Origin of the sequence: Mesorhizobium sp. M0496, assembly GCF_040321205.1 — a bacterium.
Taxonomy (GTDB): domain Bacteria; phylum Pseudomonadota; class Alphaproteobacteria; order Rhizobiales; family Rhizobiaceae; genus Mesorhizobium.
Genome location: NZ_JAMYRC010000042.1, coordinates 1 through 22,192 on the forward strand (window position 1 = coordinate 1; position 22,192 = coordinate 22,192).

13 protein-coding genes are annotated in these 22,192 nt (G+C 60.9%); 5 read left to right on the plus strand and 8 right to left on the minus strand.

What is annotated here, in order from left to right; genetic code table 11:
- Positions 1–252 precede the first annotated feature (252 nt).
- Positions 253–1,842, minus strand: coding sequence for a caspase family protein (locus NKI73_RS26995; protein WP_352634232.1), 1,590 nt, complete (start codon positions 1,840–1,842; stop codon positions 253–255).
- A 54-nt stretch (positions 1,843–1,896) separates the two neighbouring features.
- On the opposite strand from NKI73_RS26995, the gene NKI73_RS27000 reads away from it, so the two are divergent.
- The 4 genes from NKI73_RS27000 (at position 1,897) to NKI73_RS27015 (ending at position 9,266) form a co-directional block, all read left to right on the plus strand.
- A complete protein-coding gene (locus NKI73_RS27000) occupies positions 1,897–2,622 on the plus strand; it encodes a glycosyltransferase family protein (protein ID WP_352634171.1) in 726 nt (241 codons plus the stop codon).
- 684 nt (positions 2,623–3,306) lie between these two features.
- Positions 3,307–6,645, plus strand: coding sequence for an autotransporter (locus NKI73_RS27005; RefSeq protein WP_352634172.1), 3,339 nt, complete (start codon positions 3,307–3,309; stop codon positions 6,643–6,645).
- Positions 6,646–6,892: 247 nt separating this feature from the next.
- Positions 6,893–8,002, plus strand: coding sequence for an OmpA family protein (locus NKI73_RS27010; RefSeq protein WP_352634173.1), 1,110 nt, complete (start codon positions 6,893–6,895; stop codon positions 8,000–8,002).
- 19 nt (positions 8,003–8,021) lie between these two features.
- On the plus strand, positions 8,022–9,266 hold the full coding sequence (locus tag NKI73_RS27015; protein ID WP_352634175.1) for a caspase family protein: 1,245 nt from the start codon (positions 8,022–8,024) through the stop codon (positions 9,264–9,266).
- Positions 9,267–9,313: 47 nt separating this feature from the next.
- Here the strand turns inward: NKI73_RS27015 and NKI73_RS27020 are convergent, their stop codons facing one another.
- Positions 9,314–9,892, minus strand: coding sequence for a DUF6931 family protein (locus NKI73_RS27020; RefSeq protein ID WP_352634178.1), 579 nt, complete (start codon positions 9,890–9,892; stop codon positions 9,314–9,316).
- 192 nt (positions 9,893–10,084) lie between these two features.
- Here NKI73_RS27020 and NKI73_RS27025 point away from each other — a divergent pair, with 192 nt between their 5' ends.
- Positions 10,085–10,621, plus strand: coding sequence for an OmpA family protein (locus tag NKI73_RS27025; RefSeq protein WP_352634180.1), 537 nt, complete (start codon positions 10,085–10,087; stop codon positions 10,619–10,621).
- Between the two features lie 168 nt (positions 10,622–10,789).
- On the opposite strand, the gene NKI73_RS27030 is transcribed toward NKI73_RS27025, so the two are convergent.
- The 6 genes from NKI73_RS27030 to tssL form a co-directional block, all read right to left on the minus strand.
- Positions 10,790–13,120: a M23 family metallopeptidase gene (locus tag NKI73_RS27030; RefSeq protein WP_352634182.1), complete on the minus strand. Its 2,331-nt coding sequence runs from the start codon at positions 13,118–13,120 to the stop codon at positions 10,790–10,792.
- Positions 13,117–13,527, minus strand: coding sequence for a DUF1036 domain-containing protein (locus NKI73_RS27035; protein ID WP_352634184.1), 411 nt, complete (start codon positions 13,525–13,527; stop codon positions 13,117–13,119). Before NKI73_RS27035 ends, NKI73_RS27030 begins: the two co-directional genes overlap by 4 nt.
- 105 nt (positions 13,528–13,632) lie before the next feature.
- Complete coding sequence (locus tag NKI73_RS27040) at positions 13,633–16,077, minus strand: serine/threonine-protein kinase (RefSeq protein WP_352634186.1); 2,445 nt, start codon at positions 16,075–16,077, stop codon at positions 13,633–13,635.
- Between the two features lie 5 nt (positions 16,078–16,082).
- On the minus strand, positions 16,083–16,856 hold the full coding sequence (locus NKI73_RS27045; RefSeq protein ID WP_352634188.1) for a PP2C family protein-serine/threonine phosphatase: 774 nt from the start codon (positions 16,854–16,856) through the stop codon (positions 16,083–16,085).
- A gap of 168 nt (positions 16,857–17,024) precedes the next feature.
- Positions 17,025–20,597: a type VI secretion system membrane subunit TssM gene (tssM, locus tag NKI73_RS27050; RefSeq protein ID WP_352634190.1), complete on the minus strand. Its 3,573-nt coding sequence runs from the start codon at positions 20,595–20,597 to the stop codon at positions 17,025–17,027.
- Positions 20,598–20,616: 19 nt separating this feature from the next.
- Positions 20,617–22,122 (minus strand): type VI secretion system protein TssL, long form, encoded by a 1,506-nt coding sequence (gene tssL / locus NKI73_RS27055; protein WP_352634192.1) that lies wholly within the window; start codon positions 22,120–22,122, stop codon positions 20,617–20,619.
- Between the last annotated feature and the right edge of the window lie 70 nt (positions 22,123–22,192).

The window sequence follows — 22,192 nt, forward strand, 5'->3', positions numbered from 1 at the left end:
GCCGGTTGCTCAACCCGCGCCACAAGGCGTAACAAAAACGGTCGAGGCTCTAATCGCAGCTGGATGACAGTTCAGTGGCAGGTCAATCAGACAATGATCAAAGAAGATACGGTCGCGCTCCCCCGGTTTGATCCGCTCCCTATAGCGGTCCTTCAAATGCTCCGATGCCTTTGCGTCATAACCGCTGCGCTCAGGAGCGTGGCGGCTTCCCACAACAAGGGCGGTAAGGAAGCGCGCCTGACTGCCCGCATCCTAAAACACGCCACCAATGCCTATGCCCGCACCAATGTCCGGCGGGGGCGCTGCGGGGCGTTGCGGGGCGGCCTGTGAGCGTTTCGCAGCCTTGCGGCTGGGACTGGTTCGCGAGGGGCCGTCATCCGACGCTACTTTAGCCGGCTTGGCCCTTACGATGACCGGCTGCTTGCAGATTCTGCCGGAGCGCAGAAACAGATCGCCGAGCAGTCCGACGGTCGGCTCGGTCGTCGATGCGACCTGTTTGGTATTTTTGTAATAGTCGGTGAGGGCGCGGATGGAGCCCGTGCCCCAATCGCCATCAACCTGCATCCGGTAGCAACCCAGGCGACGAAGTTCCGTCTGGATGCTGCGTGCAAGATCGCCCGTCTTGTCTTTTTGCGCTTCGCCCGCCGATGCGCCGACAATCAAGGTTTCGAGGCCGGAGACGACGCTCTGGCGAGCGACTGCAACGCTTTCAGTTGGAGACAGATTGGCGACCTGAGTGCCGACCGGCTCTGCTGAACCGCCTGACGGTGCAGGAATCTCGACCGACCGCAACGTCTGCCCGACGATCAGCACGGCGGTCTGCAGGTCGTTGGAGGCGAGCTCGATCTGCAGCTTCTTCTTGGCCTCGGGATCGGACAGGATGCGCGACAGGCTGGCGCTCAACTGCGCCGGATCGAGCATTTGTTGTTCTGTGAAATAGAATTGTTCACGCAGGTTCGACTGGTCCCACGGGACCTGGCGGCCGACGGTGAGCGCCTCCGTCTCGTTGCGGACGCGGATCATCATGTCCGAAATGCTCAAGCCGGGGATTTCGACATTTTTCAGAAGCGCCGTGGTGAACGGGCTGTTTTCACCGGTACCGTCGACAGTGACGTTGCCGGGCTGGGTCGCGAAGGCGACAAACGTGTTTTCGCCGACCTCGACCTGCGCCAGACCGTTGGAGATGTTGACGCCGCTACCCAGCGGATTGTTGCGGCAGGCATCAAGGAAGATGAAGGTCTGACGGTCGCGACTGGCGAATTTGGCGATCACATCGTTCAGCTTGACGGCGTGCGCCGTCAGCTTGTCCAGGTTTTCCGGATCGGGCGTATCGATCGGCAGCAGGTAGTTTTCGCCTTGCACCTGCATGCCGTGGCCGGCGTAGAAGATCAGCACGGCGCTGCTTTCGGGCAGCTTGGCCTCGGCGTCGTGGAAAAGCTTGGCGAATCCATCGGTGGTGAGATCAGTTCCGGTCAGAACCTCGAAATTCAGCCGCTTCAGGCTGTCGGACAGTTTCGTCGCATCGTTCACCGCATTGGCGAGGTGCTCGAGACGCTTGCTCTGGTAGTTCGTGTTGCCGATGATGATCGCCAGCCGGTTGCGCGGCTGTGGCGAGGCGTTCTGCTCGACCGCGGCGCGAACGCCGACCGTGCTCAGGATCACGAAAAGCACGAGCAGCGGGATGCACAAGAAGAATCCGTGGCGATGGGTCATATCGGCATGCTCGTTCCAGCCTGCGTCAATCCTGGTCTTGCAGCCTTCGAACGCACCACACGCAAACACAGCCTGGGCGTTTGGACTCCGTGCCGCCAAAGGCCAGCAGATTTTTATACCAAGTATCATGTCAAAGATAGGAAAAAGGGATTTGTATGCAGTCACTGGACTGTGGAGGATACGATGCCAATCAAGATCAACCTTGCGCTGCCGGTTTACGGAGCAGCCTACAAAAGCGTGTTCGTCCGCAGCCTCTTCGCGGCCCTGACCCACAACAGCCTGTCCAGCTACGCTTTCACGTTGTCGGAAATCGAGTACACGGATATCCCGTTTTCCCGGAACTATCTGCTGACGAATTTCTACTACAACAAGCCGGATTGCAGTCACATCCTGATGATCGACAGCGACATGGGCTTTTCGCCCGATCTCATCGCTGCGATGCTGGCGCTGGACAAGCCGGTGGTCGGCACCTTGTATCCCCGGCGCCGGATCGATCTCCGAAAACTCCACTCGCTGTCGACACTGCCCTTCGACAAGGCTCTTGCACGGAGTCTGGAGTTCGTCGGAACCATCATCGAACCCCGGCAGGAGATGGGCGGCTTTGTCCGGGTATCGCTATGTGGCACGGGTATCTTTTTAGTTTCCCGCGACTGCGTTACCAGGATAATCGAGAAACTGCCCGAAACGGTGAACCGATCGCGCTACAGAAACAACAAATACGCCCCACAGTTCAAGAGCTTTCTGACTCCGTTTTCAAAGATCGTGACGCCGGACGTGGATTTGCCTACCGATTTTTCTTTCTGTCACCGCTGGGCGCAGCAGTGTGGCGGCGAAATATGGGCAAGCTACGACCGCAAGGTTGCTCATGCGGGAGACCTGACCGTTTCGGCAGCCTATTCTGACCTCTAAATGTTCCTTTGAACGGGTGTGCGAGCAGTTCGATCCGAGTTTTCGAGAGTGACCTTGTCGCCACAGATGGCCTTATAGTGGCCTGAGGCGAACGCCTAACCATTGCCGCAGAGCAGCGCGCCGCGTACACTGTCAAGCAAGTCAACGAGCCCCATCAGATGGGTCGGTGACCTTACTTTAGTTTGCCTTATTTTGTGACGGTATCGATTTCTCGTAAGGTGGGGTCGAATGAGAGTGCCGCGCGAGGCCTATCAGTTGGCGGGTGTTTCGTTGTTTGCGTTAGCGGCAGCGTCCACGTTCCAAATATCTGGCGCGGCAGCCTGCTCCGCTACGGCGAGCGGTAGCGCTACAACGGTCGGCTCGGGCATCTCGGCTGTAACGACGTTCGAAACGACGTCGGTCAGGGTCGACTGCAACACAGCTGGGATTGTCCAGGACGTCAGCGGCGTATTCGCGACAGGGTTCGAGGGTTATCAAGGGCAAGACAACAGCTCGTCGACCGTCGTCGTCAATGATTACGACGGCAATGGCGACGACCTTGTAAACATCTTTGGCGGCATCCTGAACAACAGTACGCCTACGCCTAACGTAAGTGGCCTGCCGCCGGTAACGTCGTCGGTAACGACCTCCTTGCAGCCGGGAGCAGGGACCCTCCAGCTCCTTGGCGGCAACGACAAGTTTGAGATGTCCGATGGGGTTTTCAACGGCGAGCCGTTTGCGCCGCAGGTCGATGCCAATCTCGAAACCGGGGCTGGCGATGACACGGTCATCATCCGCAGCGGCAGCATTCTGGGCATCGACCTTGGTGAAGGCGTAAATTCGCTGCAGATGACCGGCGGTGTAATCGACGGTTCAGTCATCAGCGGAGATGGCATCGACACCATCACCATAGGCGACGATGCAAGCGTCGCCGATGGCGACGGCGGCATTATCGCCGGATCTGTTTTCACCAATGGCGGCGCCGACATCGTCACGGTCAAGAGTGGCGCCATAGTTGCCGGCGATTCGGAAGGAGGGAGTGCCGTCGGGCTTGGCGACGGCGACGACCAGTTCACCATGACCGGTGGCATCCTCGACGTTAGTCTGAGCGGTGACGGTGGCAACGACACACTGGATATTAGTGGTGGCACGATCCATAGCTACGTGACAGGAAACGCAGGCGACGACCGGATCACGATCAGCGGCGATGCCACAGTCGATTTCGATATCGATGGAGATATCGGAAACGATACCATAACGGTCGGCGGCAAAGCCACCATCGGCGGCAATATATTCGGCAACGATGGCAACGACACCGTCAACATCAACGGCGGAACCATCGGGACAACCACGGCGCCGGGCCGCGTCGATCTCGCCGACGGCGCCGATATTTTCAACATGACCGCAGGTCACATAACCGGTTCGGTATTCGGCGAAGGTGGCGGCAACAACTATGACGTGAGCGGCGGTAGGATTGACGGTTCGATTTTCGCCGGCAGCCAGAACGACAACGTCACGGTCTCAGGCAACGCCAGTATCGGCATCGACCTTGGCGAGAGTGGGGACGGCACCGATTCTGTCGGCCTGGAGGATGGCGACGACAGCTTCCTGATGACCGGCGGCACACTCGGCGGCGCCGTGAGTGGCGGCGCCGGCAACGACACGATCGATTTCCGCGGCGGCACGATAAATGGTTTCATCGAAGGCAATGACGGCAACGACCAGATTTTCGTATCCGGCGGCATTCTCACAGATGAAATCATCGGTGACCTAGGCAACGATACGATCACCATCAGCGGCGGAACGATCGCCGGGCCGGTTTCCGGCAATGACGGTGATGACCATATCAGCATCTCGGGCGGCACCATTGGCACAGCCGCCGTGCCGACCCAGGTCGATCTCGGTACCGGGGTCAATACGTTCGACATGAGCGGCGGCACGGTCAACGGATCTGTTTTCGGGGAAGGCGGCGGCAATACCTATGCGATCAGCGGCGGCACGGTCACCGGATCGCTGTTCGCCGGCGACCTCAACGACAGCGTCACGATTTCGGGTACCGCCAACATTCAGGGCAATGGCCTCGGCGTCTTCGCGGTTGTCGTGCCGAGTGGTACCGTAGCATTGGAAGATGGCAACGACACGTTCAACATGTCCGGCGGCATGGTCGGCGGTTCGGTCACTGGCGACGATGGCAACGACACCATGACGGTCAGAGGCGGCGCCGTCACCGGGAACGTCTCCGGCGATGACGGCAACGACACCGTCACGGTCTCCGCCGGCACGGTTGGCGGCAACGTCAGCGGCGGCGCCGGCTTCGACAACGTCTCGGTCATCGGCGGCACCATTACTGGCGGCATCGAAGCCGAGCATGTCCATCTGTCCGGCGGCACGATCGGCGGTGACATCACTGGCCTCGGGCCCGACACGCTCGTCATCGACGGTATCGGCACGGTCGATCCGCTCAATCTGAGGGATGGCGTGCTGTTTAGTGGAACGAATGCCAATGGCACTGTCGCCGACACCGATCTCGCGGCCGGCGGCAAGAGCCAGAACTTTACGGGCTTCGACAATTTCTCGGCCGACAATTCCACGCTGCGCTTCAGCGGCGGCACGCAAGGCATCAATCAGCTCAACCTCGGCAACGGCTCGACGTTGTTCATCAACGGCAACGTCACCATGCCGGGTTCGATCATCGCGACGAATTCGCTGATCGACATGACGGACGGTGCCGCCAACGACGTGTTGACGCTCGGCGGCCTCACCCTCAACGGCGCCCGCATCGGCCTCGACATCAACCAGCAGACGGTGCAGTCGGATCAACTGGTCGCCGGCGCGTTCTCGGCCACCGGCGTCAACACAATCATCGTCAACCTGCTCGGCACGCCGCAATTCACCCAGGCGACCGACATCCCGCTCATTGTTTCGACGAACGGTCCGGTCACCGGGACGTTCAGCGTCGCAGGTGTTCCCGGCACACCGGGTTCGCTTTTCACCTATCAGGTCGTAACCGGCCCGAATGGCGGCTTGTTCCTGCGTGCTACGCCAGCCAATTTCGGCATTGCGGCGTCGCCCACCAGCGCCACCAACGCCGGCGCGGTCGCCGTGGCAATCGACGCTCTTTACGGCATAAACCGCGACGCGCTCGATTCCGATCTCCATCTCTCGCCCGGATCGGGATCTGGAATGGTGCCGGTTTCGGCGAGCTTCGGCGTCTTTGCCTCCGGCCAGTTCGCCCATACCGAGCATCACGGCTACAACATCGCCGGCGGCGGTTTGAATGGCCCCGGCCCGAGCTTCGATGCCAATGATTTTTCGGCCGCCATCAGTCTGGATTTCAATGCCGCCAAACACTTCCAGTTCGACAATGAGTATGGCCTGAACATCGGCATTTTCGCCGGCTACGCCTCGACCGATGTCAACCTCGGCGCGTTCCAGGGATTTGACGCCATCGGCGAAGGCACCAACAAGGCTGGCATGTTCGGCGGCTACGTGTTGTTTCGCAAGAGCGTCGACTATGCGTTGGTCTCCGCCTCCGGCTTCATCGGCGGAAGCGACGTGACGAACGGCGTGCTCGGCACCACCGGCAGCTATGACACCAAGGGCTATGCGGTCACGGGATCGGTCGGCCACATCTTCATGCTGGGCGAACGTACCCGTTTCGACCTGCGCGGCGGCCTGCTTGGCGTTTCGTTCCGCGGCGATCCCTATACAGACAGCGGCGGCAATGAGTTCGGCAAGAGCCAGCTTTCTTTTGGCGCGATCAAGCTCGAGCCCGGCATCTACGGCGATTACAAGCTAAGCAACGGCATGGTGTTCAGCCCCTATGCGCGGGCCGAATTGCAGCAGCGTTTCGGTTACAAGAACACCACCGAAATCGACACCAGGAAGGTCGCCTTCGACGATGCCGATTTTTCCGCCGCGCTGTCGACCGGCTTTAACCTGAAGGTGTCGGACTCGACCACCGTCAACGGCGAAGTCCGTGGCAAGGCGTCTTCAGACAGTACCACCATCGGCGCCAAGTTTGGACTGAAGATCGCCTTCTAGCCAGTGTGGCGTGGCCGGATTATGGACTGGCCAAGCACTCCAGCCGAGACGCTCGCCAAGCGAGAGCAAGTGTTCTATGCTCTCCATCGGCACCGCATGGTCGTGATGTCGAGACGGAAGTCTGTTGTCGTAGAGCAATTCCAGGAAAAGTGTGAAACGGTTTTCCGTCCGGAATCGCGGCGAAAACATACAGAAAGCGGTTCGCCGTTTCCGTGAAAGCGTGAACTGCTCTAGGCAGGGGGGTTCCATGTTCGAAGTCGTCGGATTCTGCTGGAAAACACGTTCGAGCAGTCGGCTCGCCATAAACGCACTTGGCTTGATCGTTGCGCTGTCCGTGCTGCTTTTGCCGGGACTGGGAACCGCGAACGCACAGGCGAACTGGACGCTCGATCCCACCGCGTCGGTGCTCACCTATCAGTCGGTCAAGAAGAACACGATCGTCGAAACCAACAAGATCAGGAACATTTCTGGCAGCCTTACTGCGGCGGGTGACGCCAAAGTCACCTTCGATCTCAATTCGGTCGATACGGGGGTCGATCTTCGCAATGTCCGCATGCGGTTCCTTTTCTTCGAGACATTCAAGTTTCCGTCCGCGGAACTGACCGCGAAGGTCGATCCCGCGGCGTTTGCCGACCTGCCGACCAAGCGACGTGTGAAGGCGGTGCTTCCGTTTCGTCTCAACCTGCACGGGGTCGACAAGAACCTTGAGGCAAACGTCGTGGTGACCATGATCAGCGACAACATGGTGTCGGTCGCTTCGGAGGCTCCTGTCGCCGTGCATGTGGAGGACTTCGGGCTGCTGCCGAATGTCGACAAACTCCAGCAGGCCGCCAATGTGACCAACATTGTTCCGACCGCATCGGTGTCGTTCGATTTCGTGTTCATCGCTGACGGCAGCAAGCCGGCTGCTGTCCAGCCTGTTGCGGCGAAGACCGCTGACGTCGGACCCGTCGCCACGGATGCCGCGAAGACGAACTTCAGCGACGAGGAGTGCCTCAACCGGTTTGCGGTGCTGTCGCGCACCGGGGCTATATACTTTCGAACGGCGAGCGCGCGGCTCGACAGCCAAAGCCGCCCGCTGCTCGCGGAGGTCGTCGGTGTCGTTGGCAAGTGCCCGGGCCTGAAGGTCGAGGTTTCCGGACATACCGATTCCGATGGATCGCCTGTCGAGAACAAGCGCTTGTCGGAGCGGAGGGCTGAGGCGGTTGCCGATGCCATTGTCGCCGCGGGCATTCCTCGCACGCAGATCGCGGCGACCGGCTACGGCGAGGAGCGGCCGGTTGCCGCCAACGACACGCCGAAGAACAAGGCGCTCAATCGGCGGATCGAGTTTTCCGCCACCAAGCTCGTCAACTGAGGAAGGATCCGTTGTCCCGGTGGGTTTCGATCTGATCGCCCGTTGTGGTGGCCTTATGTGCGGCATCGGGCTTGCAGCACTGGCATTACTTTTGACTTTGTCGGCCGCCAATGCCGAACGCCGTGTCGCGTTGGTCCTTGGCAACTCCCAGTATCAGCATGCCCCGGCGCTGACCAATCCGGTACGCGATGCCCAGGCCATGGCCGAACGCCTGAAGAACCTGAACTTTGAAGTCGTTTCCGGCTTCGACCTGACCAAACTGCAGACCCAGACGACGATTGCGCAGTTCGCCAAGCAGGTTCGCGGCGCCGACATCGCCCTGTTCTTCTACGCCGGCCATGGGTTGCAGGTTTCAGGCAGCAACTACCTTCTTCCGATCGATGCAGCACTTGAGGACGAGACCTCGCTCGACTTCGAGGCGGTGCCCGTGGATTTCATCTTGCGGCAAATGTCACGCGAGACCAGCATAAGGCTGATTTTCCTCGACGCCTGCCGTGACAATCCGCTTGCCGATGTGTTGGCAAAGACCGCCGGCGTCAAGGGAGCAAGGAGCGGCCTTGCCGAAATTCCGATCGAGAATGGTGGCGCGGGCACGCTTGTCGCGTTCGCCACCAGTCCTGATCGGGTCGCCTATGACGGGTCGGGCGAACATTCGCCGTTTGCTTCGGCGCTGCTCGCGCATATGGGCGAAACGAATGTTTCCATCACCGAAGCGATGAACCGCGTTACCGCCGATGTCTTCAAGGCAACCGCCGGCAAACAGCGCCCCTGGACCAATGTCTCGCTGACCACCGAGGTCGTCCTGCACAAGATCGATCTCAACGCGCCGCTGATCGTCGGCGAGGCGAGCGCTCCGCAATCGGAAGGCGGCTCGGATGGGCGCAACGCCACGGCAAATCCGGCCGGCCCCGGTGACGACGCCCAACTCGCGCTCAATGTGCTTCGTCAGAAGATACCGAAGCTTGCCTCGGACGACCCCATCTTTTTCGACCACCCCATAGATTTTGGCGATCCGGAAATCGACGGCAAGAGCATTGCCGAGCTCATCAAGGGCAAGCCACGCTTCAGTCCGGTGGAGGGGCTCGACAAGTCGGTATGGGAAGGCAAGCACTGCGACGGCTGCCATCAGTGGAACGAGGCCCGGCTGTGCGAACAGGCGAAAAATTTCGCCTCCAACGATGTCTCTGTTTTGCGCCTGCAGCATCCGCTCGGAACACGCTTCAAGGTGGCGCTGGCCAAATGGGCTCAAGGTGGCTGCAAGTAAGGCAGGGCATTGATGGCATCCATCCGGTTTGTGCCGGGGTGAATGCTTTAATACGCATCCGCTGATTGGCGCAGCGCCTCGATCTCGGCCATCTGGATGCCCATTTCGACAAAGGCCGAAAGAACGGCAAACCGGTCGGCGAGCGCGACACGTGCCAGTCCGGTCAGAATCCCGGCATTGACCGCATGGGCGGCAGGAAATGGTTGCAGGGCCGATACCATCGTCGCGGCCTTGGCCGAATCACTGTCACGCCATCCCGCGGCCAGGACAATCCAGCCGACCGGTGTCGCTGGCTGCGTCGCCGCGGCCGCACTGACTGCTGCCCGGTGGTGCAGGCTGTCCGGTTCACCCACCCAGTCGCGGACAAGCGCGAGCAAATCGTGATCGGTCTCATCGAACAGGTCGGTCAGGTGGCTCAGGCATTCATGGGCCCACCAGACCGCGGCCCGCTCTGGAAGCAGGTAAGCACAAAATGTAATCGCTTCCTCGGGAATACGCCCGGCGAGGAGGTCGCGGCAGAACTCGATCGAGCGCTGGTCGGTTGGAAGGGCTCTCATGTCCCGGGCAACAGCAGGACAGGCCATGAAAAGATCCCGTGCCGTTTTGAACCGGAGCACATTGACCATGACCGCCACGCTTTCATCGAGGAGCTTTGGCCACTCAAGCCTCAGGCGCGGCGCGGGTCAAGTCTCATACTGTGACGCGCCGACAACTCTCGGCATTGTCGTGCCCTCAGTGTTTTGTCGACAGACAGTTGCCTTGGATTTTGGTATGATCGCGATCATCGAACTCGGATTGCTCAAATAGGAGGAGCCGCTATGCAGTGGAGCAGTTCAGCTTTTGTGTTGGCGGTCGTTTTTTTCTCGACCCACGCTTCCGCCGACCCCGTTCAGAAATCAGAAGACATTGTGAAGTTTTTTGCCGGTGCGGCCGATCTCGGCAAGTCGCGAGGAATTTGTGTCGGCTCCGAGGAGGAGTGCAAAAGCAAGACCAAGGCAAATGACGCGCCAGCAGGAAAATCCAGCCTCGACATGCTAATCAATTTCGGGCTGGATTCGGCCGAGCTCGACACGACTGCGCGCGCTGAACTCACCGAATTCGCCAAGGCCCTGAAGGACAATCGGCTGCGCACGTTCAACTTCGTCGTCGAAGGCTACACTGACGCCACCGGCACCGTGCATTACAACGAAGGCCTGTCGCAGCGACGGGCGCAATCGGTGGCGACCTTCCTGACAGCCAGCGGGATTGAGACCGCGCGCATCAATGCGATCGGCATGGGCGAAAAAAATCCGCGCAGCCCAAACCCGTACGATCCCGTGAACCGCCGCGTGGAAATGCGGATAAAGACGCAATAAAGCCGGTAAAAGTGTGAACGGTTTTCCGTCCGGAATTGCGTTAAACAAAGAGAGTGCGCGGTTCGGCGTTTCCGTGAAACGGTGAACCGCTCTGAAGCCTGTTCCATCCCGATGGAACCGGGATGGGGAACATCAACAGTCTGAGACACTCATGCCGCGCGGCCAGGTTCAAAGCGTATTCTGAATCGAGCCTATGAGGGCGGTGACGGCCTGTTTGTATTTTTCGAACTCCGGCGATGTCTGGCGGATCTGCGCGGTTGTTGTCTGCGGGCTGGCGTCGGTCGCCATGCGGCTCAGCTTTTGACCCATTTTCCTTTCGGCCCAGTCCACCACATAGCTGGCTGTCTTGCCGGTGAGAAACGGGTTGGCCTGGATGACGGCCGAACCCAGCACGGCGCTCAGTTGCGCCGAACCTGTCGCCGACAGCACCTGATGCGCGCCTTCCATCCCCAGGAAATGACAGAGATAGAGCCGTCCGGCTGTGATCTGGTGACCGCGCGCCCGAAGATAGGCCTCGCCTTCGCGCGCCAGATTGCGCACCATCTCGCGCGAGATCGTGGCGTCGTAGCGCAGAGCGAGCAGGTCGGCAGTCGACAGCGTGCGCGCAAGCTCCGGGCGGTAGGTGCTCATCATCCTGATCCAGGTCTTGGTTATGAACTGGCCGGCGCCGGTCGCTGAAGAATTTGGGTTCTTGGCGCGAGCGCTGCCGCCACTTTCGACATGAACGATGCGGTCGGTGAGCGTTTCGACAGCGGAATCGTCCGAAGCGATCGCGGTAACCCTGCCCAGCGGGTCGATCGCCTCGCCATTCTGATAAAGTTCGAAATGCAGGTGAGGCCCGGTCGAAAGGCCGGTGGTGCCGATGTATCCAATGATGTCGCCGGCTTTCACCTTGGTGCCGACGCCCGCCTGGATTGCAAATTTCTGCATATGCGCATAGCGCGTCTCGCGCCCGTTTCCGTGCGAAATCTTCACCAGATTGCCATAGTTGCCGCCATCGCCTTGGAAGGTGATCTCGCCATCGAAGGCCGCTGCGACCGGCGTGCCCACGGGAGCCGCCCAATCGACGCCCTTGTGGATGCGAACGGTCCCGAGGATTGGATGCTTGCGTGGCCCGAAGGTGGAGGTCATGACCCCGTTGACCGGTGTGACCATGCCGTTGGTTACCGTCAGCGAGCGAACCTGATCGTCACCGGTGACGCACGCAAACTGGCCGTCGCTCTGCTGGAAGACGAAACAGTCGAGGCTCTTTTCGCTGCCCTGGACACCCACATACAGCACCCGCCCGGCACCTTCGTCCTTGCCGCGCGGCGTCTGCGAATAGATCAGCACGAGGCGCTGGTTCTCGCTTGCAAAGGCGTCCAGATCCTGTCCTCTCGAGAGATACATGATCGCTTCGCCGATCACGCCGGTCGGGACATTGTTGCGGGCCGCCGTCGAGTAGATCGCGTCGAGCAGACGGTATTGCCTTTTGTGCGTGCCTTCCGCCTGTGCGCCCGAATAATTGAACAGGTCTTCGCGGACCCAGGGATCGACGCCCGACACGAACGCGCCGGCGGCGTCGCGCGTCAGCGTGCCGACGAACACGTTCCTGGCGTAGATTGAAACCTGCATGAGGGACATCGTGGTCGCACCGCGGCTCGGCCTGAAACCGCGCATGGCAACGACATAACCCGGTTCCAGACTGTCCCGATTGAAAAGCGCCTTCATGGCCTCGCCTGCCAGCTTGGCATCGTCGGCGGAGAAATGCGCATCGAGCACAACGCTGTCCAGGCTGCGGTCGTTGAGGGTCTTCACGAACATGTCCTCGGTCGCCTCGAACCGCTGATAATCATTCGTGACGACCGCAACGCTGGTGTTGTTTTCGATCTGGGTCTTCTGGAATGCGGGAAGGGCTGCATCGCCCGCGTCGATTGTCTCGCCCCAGCCGGCTTCGGGATCGTCGGCGTCCGCCTTCTGGTCCGGAGCCGCCGCGGGTTCCTCTGCGGTGGGTGATGGCTCAAGATCGTTCTGGAGATCGCCGGATGGCGCGGTAGAGGTCTTTCTTTGCGCCTGGAAGAATGCGAAATCCTCCTGCGTCGACGGTATCGTCGTCATGAATTTTTCGCTGGCGCTAAGCATGACGTCGGACAGAATTTCGATCTGGGGAGAAACGCCGGCCTGATCGAGTTCCGCCGGGCGCGGCATCGTTCGGCCTTTCGTTGCGGCGCCGGCATCGGGCGCCAGGGTGATCCACATTGGATCCCCGGCAAGGTCGATGATGGCCGGCACATAGACGGATGCATCGGCCGGCACATCATCCACTCCCTCGACTGCGTGCAACTCCTCATCTTCGTCGCCGAACGACCAATAGTCCGCGGTGAGGTAGAAACCGGCGGCGATCGAAAGCAGGAGAACCACCGCGAGACCGGCAATAAGCCTGCGCCAAAGCGCGCGCCTGCGAAGGGCGGCGCGTGCCTGCTTTTTCTGCCTGAAGCTCGTGTCGATATTGTGCGTCACGGATTGCTTCCGGTCAGGAAGAAGGTCCAGCGGACCTGCTCGAGCGTATCGACTTCGAGAAATTGCGCCGCGATATGGCCGCGCTGCCAGCATTCATCGATGCCGCGTATCGAGAAACGGCGCCGCTCGATGCACATTTCTGTCGATCCGGTGAGGATCGCATGACCGAACACGTCCGTGGCATAGATGTAGATGTAGCGGTTCGTCAGTTCCTCGCGGATGACGTTCACGCATTGATTGGCGCCGATGGTCCACCAGCCATCGGTCTGGTCCGCATTGTCGACCTTCTGGCCGACGGCGAGATTGACGACGTCGAGTGTCTGATTGCAGACCGTGAATTCGGCGCGCGCTTCGCTGGATGACAGCACGGCCAGCAGCGCGGCGCCCGCCATGACTGCAAGCTTCATGTGGCGTGTCAGGGCACCCAGGACTCGAAGCGGATCATGCTCTATGGGCAGGTCGGCAGACGAACGGGGCGAACGCGAGCGGCGGAGTTCCATCGGGCGTCCATGCTATCCGCCGAGCCGGAAATACTGGGCGGTGGCCGAGAACCGAGACCCATCGGTCTCAATTTCTTCAAGAATTTTGGGGAGCAGCACCGCGGCGGGTGTCGGCGTGGAGAACGCGGCCGCCTGAATATCATGGAGGCCCGTGATCACCATTATGATCTGCGGCACGGCCTTTCCGGCGGCTTTGTCGGCCGCGCCGAGGCCAATCGGGATGCTGAAAGTAGCCTTGCCCGGTTCTACGACGATGCGGTCGTCGAGATTGAACACCATGCCTTTGTGATCGATCAGCAGCACGCTGGAAACGAGCCCGCCGCGTGTCACCAGCGTGCCGCTGACCGGCGTACCGTTCGGCACCGATGTCCGGTCGAGAACAAGCTGCGGCTTGTCGGCCCCAGTCTGCCCCAGAAAACGCAGAAAATTGGTGACTTCGCATTGGCTCGGCTCGATGAGACGGACGCTGATGTCCGGTTCGACATGGAATTTTGCCTGGAAATCGCCCAGCATCCGTTCGAATGGCTGGACCGCCGTTCCAAATCCCTCGATCGCGGCGGCCTTGTCGGTTGCCGACGTCATGGTCGCATAGAAACAATCGCCGCCGCCGAAGTCGCGAACCCAGGAGACCCGTTCCGCGATGTCGTCGACGGCCGCGGGAACCCCTGGTTTGGGCACGTTCAACGCGACGACAGGCTGGTCGGGCTGGTTGGCTTCCGGTAGTGCGGCCTTTTGACTCTCGGCGTTCGCGGTATCCGTCTGGCTTGCGGCGGGTTCAGGCGCCGGCGTGGTCGCCTTGGGCGGTGCCGGCTGGTTGGTCTGTAGCTCGGGCTTTTGGCTCTCGACAACCTCTGGCTTGGCCGGCGGCGGCGTCGAGACGCTCTCGGCTGCTGACGGCGCTGGAGCGGTCGTGACGGGTGGCGCCGCCGACGTCTGGCTGTCGCTGGCCACCGCATCGGGCTGGATTGCCGGTGATGCCTTTTCGGGCGGCGGCTGCACGTCCGTAGTTGGCTTCGGGGGTGCCTCGGTCTGCGAGGGAACTTCGGCGGGCTTGGCCGGCTGCGGCTTTTGAGCTGCCGCTGCATCTTGCTGATTTTCAGCCGGCGGTGCGCCGGCCTCCGGTTGCGCGGGCGGAACTGCCTTTGCCGGCTCGGGGGCGTTCGCGGCGGTGTCCGCCGGGGGCGGCTTTGACAGCTCTGGCGCGGGCTTTGATGGCTCTGGTGCGGAAAGCGATATCTTATCGACGGTCGGCGTCGCAGGCGTCATGAAGCCGCTCAGATATAGCCCTGCGCCGGAGGCGACAGCAAGCGTCGCCAAGGCGGCGATGGCGACGATCCGGGTCTTTGCGGGTTTTGCGAGCACATCCGCCTTGATCGCGCGCGGAGGACCGACGGCCGGGGATGGCTGCGGTGCGGTCAAATGCGCGGGCCGGACATGCGGGACAAAGCGCTCGCCCGTGCCCGTCGCCAGCGGCGCGTCGTGTCCCGCGACATTGGATGGCTGAGGCTGACCCTTAGGATCAGGAGCAAGGGTTTGCTCCGCTGGCGGCAAGACCGGTCGGTTGCGTGGTGTGATGGACGTCGGCGGCATCGTTCCTTCGTCTTCGCCACGCGTCATTCTGGCGATGTCCGCCATGCTGGCCGGCCGGTCTCGCGGATCCGGTTGCAGCATGGCTTCAACAATGTCACGAAAATCATCGTCGATGTCGGAGAGATCAGGCACGGTCCGGCGCTTTTCGATGACCTCGAACTGCGATCCGCTCATGTCGATCGGCTTGCCGCGCAAAGCGGCAACCAGCACCAGCCCCAGGCTGTAGATGTCGGATTGCTCACTGACGTCGCCGCTGTAGAGCCCAAGTTGTTCGGGTGAAACATAATTGTACTTTCCCGCGAACTTTCCGCCGATCAGGGTCTCACCGCCCACGCTCGCCGACCGTGCGATACCGAAATCGATGATCTTCGCGCGGTCGACCCGGCCGCCGGGCAGGATGATGTTATCCGGGGAGAGGTCGCGGTGTATTGCTCCAGCTTGATGGACGGCGCTTAAGCCGGAAGCGAGGCGGTGGCAGAGCTTGCGCACATCTGCCGTCGGCATCGCGCCACGTCGCATGATGTCGAACAGCGACTCGCCGTCGACGAATTCCATGGCAAGGTAGGGACGGCCGATCCCGGGATCGATCGTGAAGACGTGGTACCGCACGACCGCGTCATGCGACAGGTGATTGAGGATCAATGCCTCCTTGCGGAACAGCGACAAGATCGTCTGGTCACGGGCGAACTCGGGCAAGACGATCTTGATCGCGACCTGGTCACCGGTCTGGATATTATGGCCACGGTAGACCTCGCCCATGCCACCGAATGCGATCCGCTCGTCGAGTTCGTAGATGCCGCTGAGTTGCGTGCCTACGGCGGTGTTGGCCATACCACCCGATATTCGCGTCTTATCGTCGGCGCCCATCAGCCTCAAGCCTCCGCTCTATGCGGATCTGGACGAGGCGATTGGCCATCGCGCCGGTCTCCGATCTTCACAAGCACGATCGTCACGTTGTCCGTTCCGCCGCGCGCCAGCACCATGTCGAGCAGGTTCTCGCAGGCTGCCTGAGGTGTCGCCGAAACCGTCGCCGCCTCGATCTCGGCGTCGGTGACATGCGCCGTCAGCCCATCCGTGCTCAACACAAAAATGTCCCCAGGCATGATTTCGCCTTGCTGGAAATCGATGACAATCTCGTCGCTGACGCCGATCGCTTGCGTGATGACATTGCGGCGCGGCCAGGTGCGCGCTTCGGCTGCGCTGATGATACCCCGGTCGATGAGCTCCTGAACTTCGGTGTGGTCTCTTGATATCTGCGAGATCGAGGCGTTGCGGATTAGATAGACGCGGCTGTCACCCGCCCACAGGCAGGCAAACCGCCCGTCCATCGCCAGCAGGGCGGCAACGGTGGAACCGATGGTTATGCCGCGAGATTCGGATATGCCGCGGATCTCGGCATTGGCCCTGCTCAGCCTGTCCTCGAAGCGCGCCCGAAGATCGGGTGCCGAGCTCGCGATGCCGATCGTTGTCAGATGATCGACGATACTGGCTGAAGCGACCTCTCCGGCGTCATGTCCACCCATTCCGTCGGCTACCACCCAGAGGCCAGTTTGTGGCTCGACCAGATAGCTGTCTTCATTGAGCTCACGGACAAGGCCTTTGTGGCTCACGCCGAAGCTTTCAATGGGAAGGGCGACAGTATTCAATTTGCCACCAAGCGCTTTTCAAGCGTCCTTCTGCGGCGCACCTTTGGACGCTCGCTCGCGCCACTTTGCCACAGGCTCGAACATTAAAGTATCGAAAACTAAGGAAAACCAAGGTTTGACCGTATGTGGTCTGCGGATCGGCACCATGCTCAGCAGATCAACCCCATCTCAAAACGCCTTGGGACAGCTGAACCCGGAAAGCGCGGGGAGGAAGAAGGGGTTGGAGCCTGAGCCTGTCTGGAGCGTATAGCTAACGTCGCGTCCGCCGATCACGAAGCGTGCTTGCATGTTGCTGTCGTCGCCGGTGACGGCAGCCCTGTCCAGAAGCCGTTTCAGGGCCCACGGCCCTTCGAACTTGATGGCGGATTCGCGGCCTGGCATTTCCGGCGTCAGGCTTAGGCTGGCGGACGCGGACGCGGAAGCCGTACCGCCCGGCCATGTGACCGCGCTTGGTGCGTTGCCCGTCTGGTTGCTCTGGACGATCTGGCCATCGGCATCGAGTATCGCCGTATCGGCATCGCCATTCAGTGAGAATGGTGTGAAAGTGATGCTGACCGAAGGCACCGAACCGCCCGATGGAAAGAACGCGCTGCGGATTTCCGCGGCCAGCTGGAAGTCTTTCAGGGTCGACTTCGACAGGTCGCGTCCAAAGCGCGCATCCTGTTTCCAGCTCCAGTCCCGGCCGGTCATGTCGATCAGCGATGCGAGATTTTGTGCGAAGAACCGGTCCAGCAAGCCGCCCGGGGCGAACAATTTCGCGAAATCCGCCACCGCAACATCCTCGGTGGCGTCCCCGGCGAAGGGATAACGGCCGTTGATCGCGGCTTCACAGGGGGCCGTCACCGTCTGGTCGAGTATCTGGTTCAAGTTGGTCACCGAGGTTTCGGCGACATTCTCTTCGAACTCATCCGCCGTCGCGTTGACCATCCGGCCGAGTTGCTTGGGCAGGCGTGAGACATTGGCGCGAAGCGTGGCTATCTGCAGCTGCAGGTTCGAATTGACGCGCTCCGTCTGCGAAGGAACTTCGGCCGCCAGTTGCAGGCTCTGATAGATATCGCTGAAGTTCTGGGTCAGGGCGTCGATTGGGCGGTGTCCGGCAGGGCCGTTCACCAGGGCCTGGAATGGTCTGAATTGCGCTTCGATGTTTGCACCTGGATTGAGGTTCCGTGCGTCGGTGGCCCCCGTGCCGGCGCGGCTTTGCGATTTGCCGTTGGCAATTTGTATGCCGATGCGGGCCAGGCCCTTGGCCAGATCCGCGGCGTTGCGCGGCGGGTTCTGAGCCGTGCCTGCTTCGATCTCGGTGCCGGGGCTGTTGCCGTCACCTAGGTCCCGCGTCAGAGCTGTTTCGTTGGCGATCGCCGCAAAGAGCTGGTTCATCGGTGAGCTTGGGGAGGCAGCGGCTGAAAGCGCGATGTAGTGCGGCTTGTCCGTCAGCATCGCCTTGAATTTCAACTGGTCGAGAACGCCGTTCCACGCGGCCGCGAACTCCTTCCCGTAGCGATCGAGAAGTTCGGGGCCGAGCTTGAGCAGTTGCTGATTGATGTCGCCTTGTTCGCCGCCGCCGCCGAGAACCCACTGCTCGTCGACAAGCATCTGCGCAATGCGCGAAAGTTGCTGGAGATAGAAGGTGTTGAAGCCGGAATGGGTGTAGATTCCGGGAACACGAAGCCCTGACAGATCGCTGCCATCGATGCGCTCGAACAGCAACTGCGCTTCCGGCCCACCTTTCTGGGACACGGAAAAATCGTCCAACACCGCTGCGTATATCGCCGACTTGATCAAAGCCGAAGCTCGATCGGCAAGGCTCATACGCCCGAGAGAACGTTGAGCGGCTTCAACAAGCGGCTGGTTGAGTTCGAAGACGGGATCGTAGGCGTCGTCCAATGCCAGCATGGCGCGCAGGTGCTTTTCGAGCTGGTCGCGTCCTTCGCGATTGTTTTCGCCTGGATATCGGTTCTGCTCCCAATCTTGCTTGATCCAGGAAACGATCAAAGCGTCATCGACCTTCGGTGCCTTGCCGCCAAGCATCAGATAGATTTTCAACGGTTCGTAGAGCGCGACGGGATCGGCCATCTTGGCCTGGATCGTCCGCTCGGCCTGGATCAGCAGGCGCGATCGGAACATTCGTTCCAGCGCCTGCCGATAGGCCGTTTTGGACGCCGAAAGAAGTCTCTCACGCTGACTGAGGCCGAACGTCTCTTCGATCGGTGTCGGCAGGTCACCGGTTTCGAACCCGGCCGGCAGATCGCGTAACTGGTCGAGCGGGCCGATGACGTTTTCAAGGTCGACATCGGTAACCGTGGCCGTCTTGAGCAATGGGGCCGCCGTCTCGCGATACTGGCCCATGGCAAGAGTTGTGGAGGCTATCAGCGATCGGTTGGCCGCAAAGCTCAGGGCGAGCGTACCCAGTGCGGCGGCAGCGATCAGCGTCATTGCGCCGAGGCCGCAAAGTCTGGCGATCGCCGCACGCCTTGCAGCCGATTTGTCATACGAAACCCATCCGGATTCGGCAAAAATGACGTCCGTCAGCAGATCATGCAAAAAGAAGCTTTTGCCAGTTCCGGAAAAGTGCGGGCGGGAATTGCCGCCGAAATTGCGGCTGATCGCGCCCAGCACCTGATCGATAGGCGTTCCCTCTTGCGTGCCTGACGAAAAATACAGTCCACGCAGGCTGACATTCACCTGGCTTCGGGTCGGATCGAACAGGCTAGCGACAAAATTGGTAATTCGACTCCTCAGCGCGCCGAACTGTGCGGGAAAACCGAAGATGGAGATGCGCGTGACCGGATCAGCCTCTTCTTGGAGGCGGTCGGCCATCTCGTCCACCAGTCGTTTTGCCAGCGCATCGAATTCGGCAGGGGCCCCGGCGGCCATGTTCCTGTCGCGCTCCGCGGTCTGGAATGTCGCGCCCCATACCTTGCGCCTGCGCGACTCGTCGAAACCGCCGAAGTAATCCATGAATCCGGAGACAAGATCGGTCTTGGTGAAAAGCAGATAGACTGGAAACTGGATTTTCAGCGTCTCGTGGATTTCCCTCAGCCGGCTGCGTATCTCGGTGACGTGGGCATCAAGCTGCTGATCGTCGAAGCTCATCAGATCGGCAAGGCTGATGGCCAGGATAACGCCGTTTATCGGTTGTCTGGTGCGGTATCTCTTGAGCAGCGACAGGAATGCGAGCCAGCTCTTCTTGTCGCTCTCGGCATTAGAGTCCTGCGTCGTGTAGCGTCCTGCGGTGTCGATCAGCACGGCCTGGTCGGTGAACCACCAGTCGCAGGCACGTGTTCCGCCAATGCCAGCCACCGGTTGGGCGTCCCCCGAACCGGCAAGCGGAAAATTCAGACCCGAATTGACCAGTGCCGTTGTCTTGCCGGCACCCGGCGGGCCTATGACGACGTACCAGGGGATCTCGTAGAGGAAGTTGCGCTTGCCGCTCGACCGTTTGAGCGCCGCCACGGCCTCATTCATGCGGGCTTCGAGCACCCGCGCATCATTATCATCACGGTCGTCATTGTGCGCAATGACGGTTTCGAGCGCTTTTTGCGCCTTCCTCGCCTGCCAGAAACGCAGCCCGTAAAAAAGCGCCAGCGTCGCCACGATTACACCAATGATCGTCGCGCGTAGCCAGGCAGGTCCGAGCGGCCGGCTATCGGCGAACCGGATTGAGGGGCCGGCAAACCACACCGCCGCCGCGAAGCCGCCCAGCGCGGTCACGCTGAATATCCGCAGCAGCCAACGCGTCATGGGTGCTTCCAACGGGCCGTCACAATGTTTCCTCCCTGGGGATCATCACATCGACACGGCGGTTCTTGGCGCGGCCTTCCGGCGTCGCATTGTCGGCGACCGGTTCGTCCTCGCCCTTGCCATCGACCGTCAGTCGCGAGGGATCGCTGAATTTCGCTGCCATCAACGCTTGCACGGCCTTCGCCCGGGCGACGGAAAGGTCGAAGTTGGATTTGAAGGCGCTCGACTTTCGCGGTTTGACATTATCCGTGTGGCCGACGATCCGGATTGGTCCAGGCTCGTGCTCCAGAGCCGCGGCGATGTCGGTGGCAATGGGCTGGAATTCCGGCTTCGTCTCGGCCCTGCCGGACTGGAACAGCAGCAGATTGTTGATTTCCACCACGATGAAGTCGCCTTTCGTGCCGATGGTCAGCCCGCCGCCTTCGACGTCCTTGGCCAGCGCCGCACGAATACGGTCGATCTGCACGGTGGCCGTGGGTGGGGTGACTTTCGCCGGCTCGGCCAATGGCGCCACGCTGGCGCGCTCGATGGCAACTGACGTCGATGGGTTGAGTGCCAGCAATTCACCCGCGGCGGCGTCGCCTTCATTGGTGATAAAGACCCGCAATGCGAAGAACGCCGCTGTCAGCAGCACCGACGCCGCCGCCGCGACGACCCAAAGTGGCAGGCGGGCCGATGACTGTGCCATCGTCGCCGCCAGGCCCTGCCAGTGCGGCGAGATGTCTTCACCCGCATGCGCTCTGAAGTAGCGAAGCGTCTCGTAGACGTCGCGTCGAACGCGCTCGAGATTGTTGTCTTCGCGCTTCACGCCTCGATACTGGCCCTCGAAACCCAGCGACAGGCAGGCATGCATCAGTTCGAGCAGATCGTAGTGCGTCTCGGGATTGGCCAGTATCTTGTTCAATGCTTCGTAGAAACCTGCGCCGGTGCGCTCGGTGTGGAAGAACTGCCCCAGCATGCTGTGTTGCGCCCAGTCGTCACTCCTGGGCCAGGGCAGGTTGCCGATGAGATCGTCGACGGTTTCGCAGAGGGCGAATTTCGCAATCCGCGCATCCTCTTCGGCAACGCCTGACTTCTCCACTGTCCGGTCGAATTTTTCAATCGCCTCGGTGACATGCTCCGCCAGTGGCTCCGCCTGTCTTTCGACCGGCATGAGCCTGAGCTGCCCGAGCAGCATCAGCAAAGGTGCCGCCGCGGCGAGAATAGGGTTTGCCGCGGTGTATTTGACGATGTCGGCGGCGCCGAGCAGCATCGCCTGCTCGATGGCTGGCTTTGGCGCGGCGGCGGAAGAGCTGGTGCCTGCCGCGGTACCCAAGGCTGGACCTTGATAGATGACGGTTCCGGATGCCCAGCCCGGCGGCCGCACGACACCAGGATCGAACACGGTTGAATCCTTGGCCCTAGAGGGTTGGTCTCCGTCCGCGACGGGTTGCTCAGGAGCTGGCGGCGATTTTTGCGTGCGCCGCGGATTTGCGCGAATGACGGTTTTGCCCGCCGGGCCGAAGGGGTCGTCCTTCGAACTCATCGCCGATCGTCCGTGCAGACGGGGTACCCGCGATTGGGCAAGACAGGCGCAAGACGGTTTCTGGTCAGGT

What these genes read in the sequence shown, in the direction of transcription:
- NKI73_RS27005 (WP_352634172.1), top strand. Translation starts at nt 3,307, where the DNA reads ATGTCCGATGGGGTTTTCAACGGCGAGCCGTTTGCGCCGCAGGTCGAT.
- tssM (WP_352634190.1), bottom strand. Translation starts at nt 20,597, where the DNA reads ATGACGCGTTGGCTGCTGCGGATATTCAGCGTGACCGCGCTGGGCGGC.
- tssL (WP_352634192.1), bottom strand. Translation starts at nt 22,122, where the DNA reads ATGAGTTCGAAGGACGACCCCTTCGGCCCGGCGGGCAAAACCGTCATT.
- NKI73_RS27025 (WP_352634180.1), top strand. Translation starts at nt 10,085, where the DNA reads ATGCAGTGGAGCAGTTCAGCTTTTGTGTTGGCGGTCGTTTTTTTCTCG.
- NKI73_RS27040 (WP_352634186.1), bottom strand. Translation starts at nt 16,077, where the DNA reads ATGGGCGCCGACGATAAGACGCGAATATCGGGTGGTATGGCCAACACC.
- NKI73_RS27035 (WP_352634184.1), bottom strand. Translation starts at nt 13,527, where the DNA reads ATGAAGCTTGCAGTCATGGCGGGCGCCGCGCTGCTGGCCGTGCTGTCA.
- NKI73_RS27020 (WP_352634178.1), bottom strand. Translation starts at nt 9,892, where the DNA reads ATGGTCAATGTGCTCCGGTTCAAAACGGCACGGGATCTTTTCATGGCC.
- NKI73_RS27010 (WP_352634173.1), top strand. Translation starts at nt 6,893, where the DNA reads ATGTTCGAAGTCGTCGGATTCTGCTGGAAAACACGTTCGAGCAGTCGG.
- NKI73_RS26995 (WP_352634232.1), bottom strand. Translation starts at nt 1,842, where the DNA reads ATGATACTTGGTATAAAAATCTGCTGGCCTTTGGCGGCACGGAGTCCA.
- NKI73_RS27000 (WP_352634171.1), top strand. Translation starts at nt 1,897, where the DNA reads ATGCCAATCAAGATCAACCTTGCGCTGCCGGTTTACGGAGCAGCCTAC.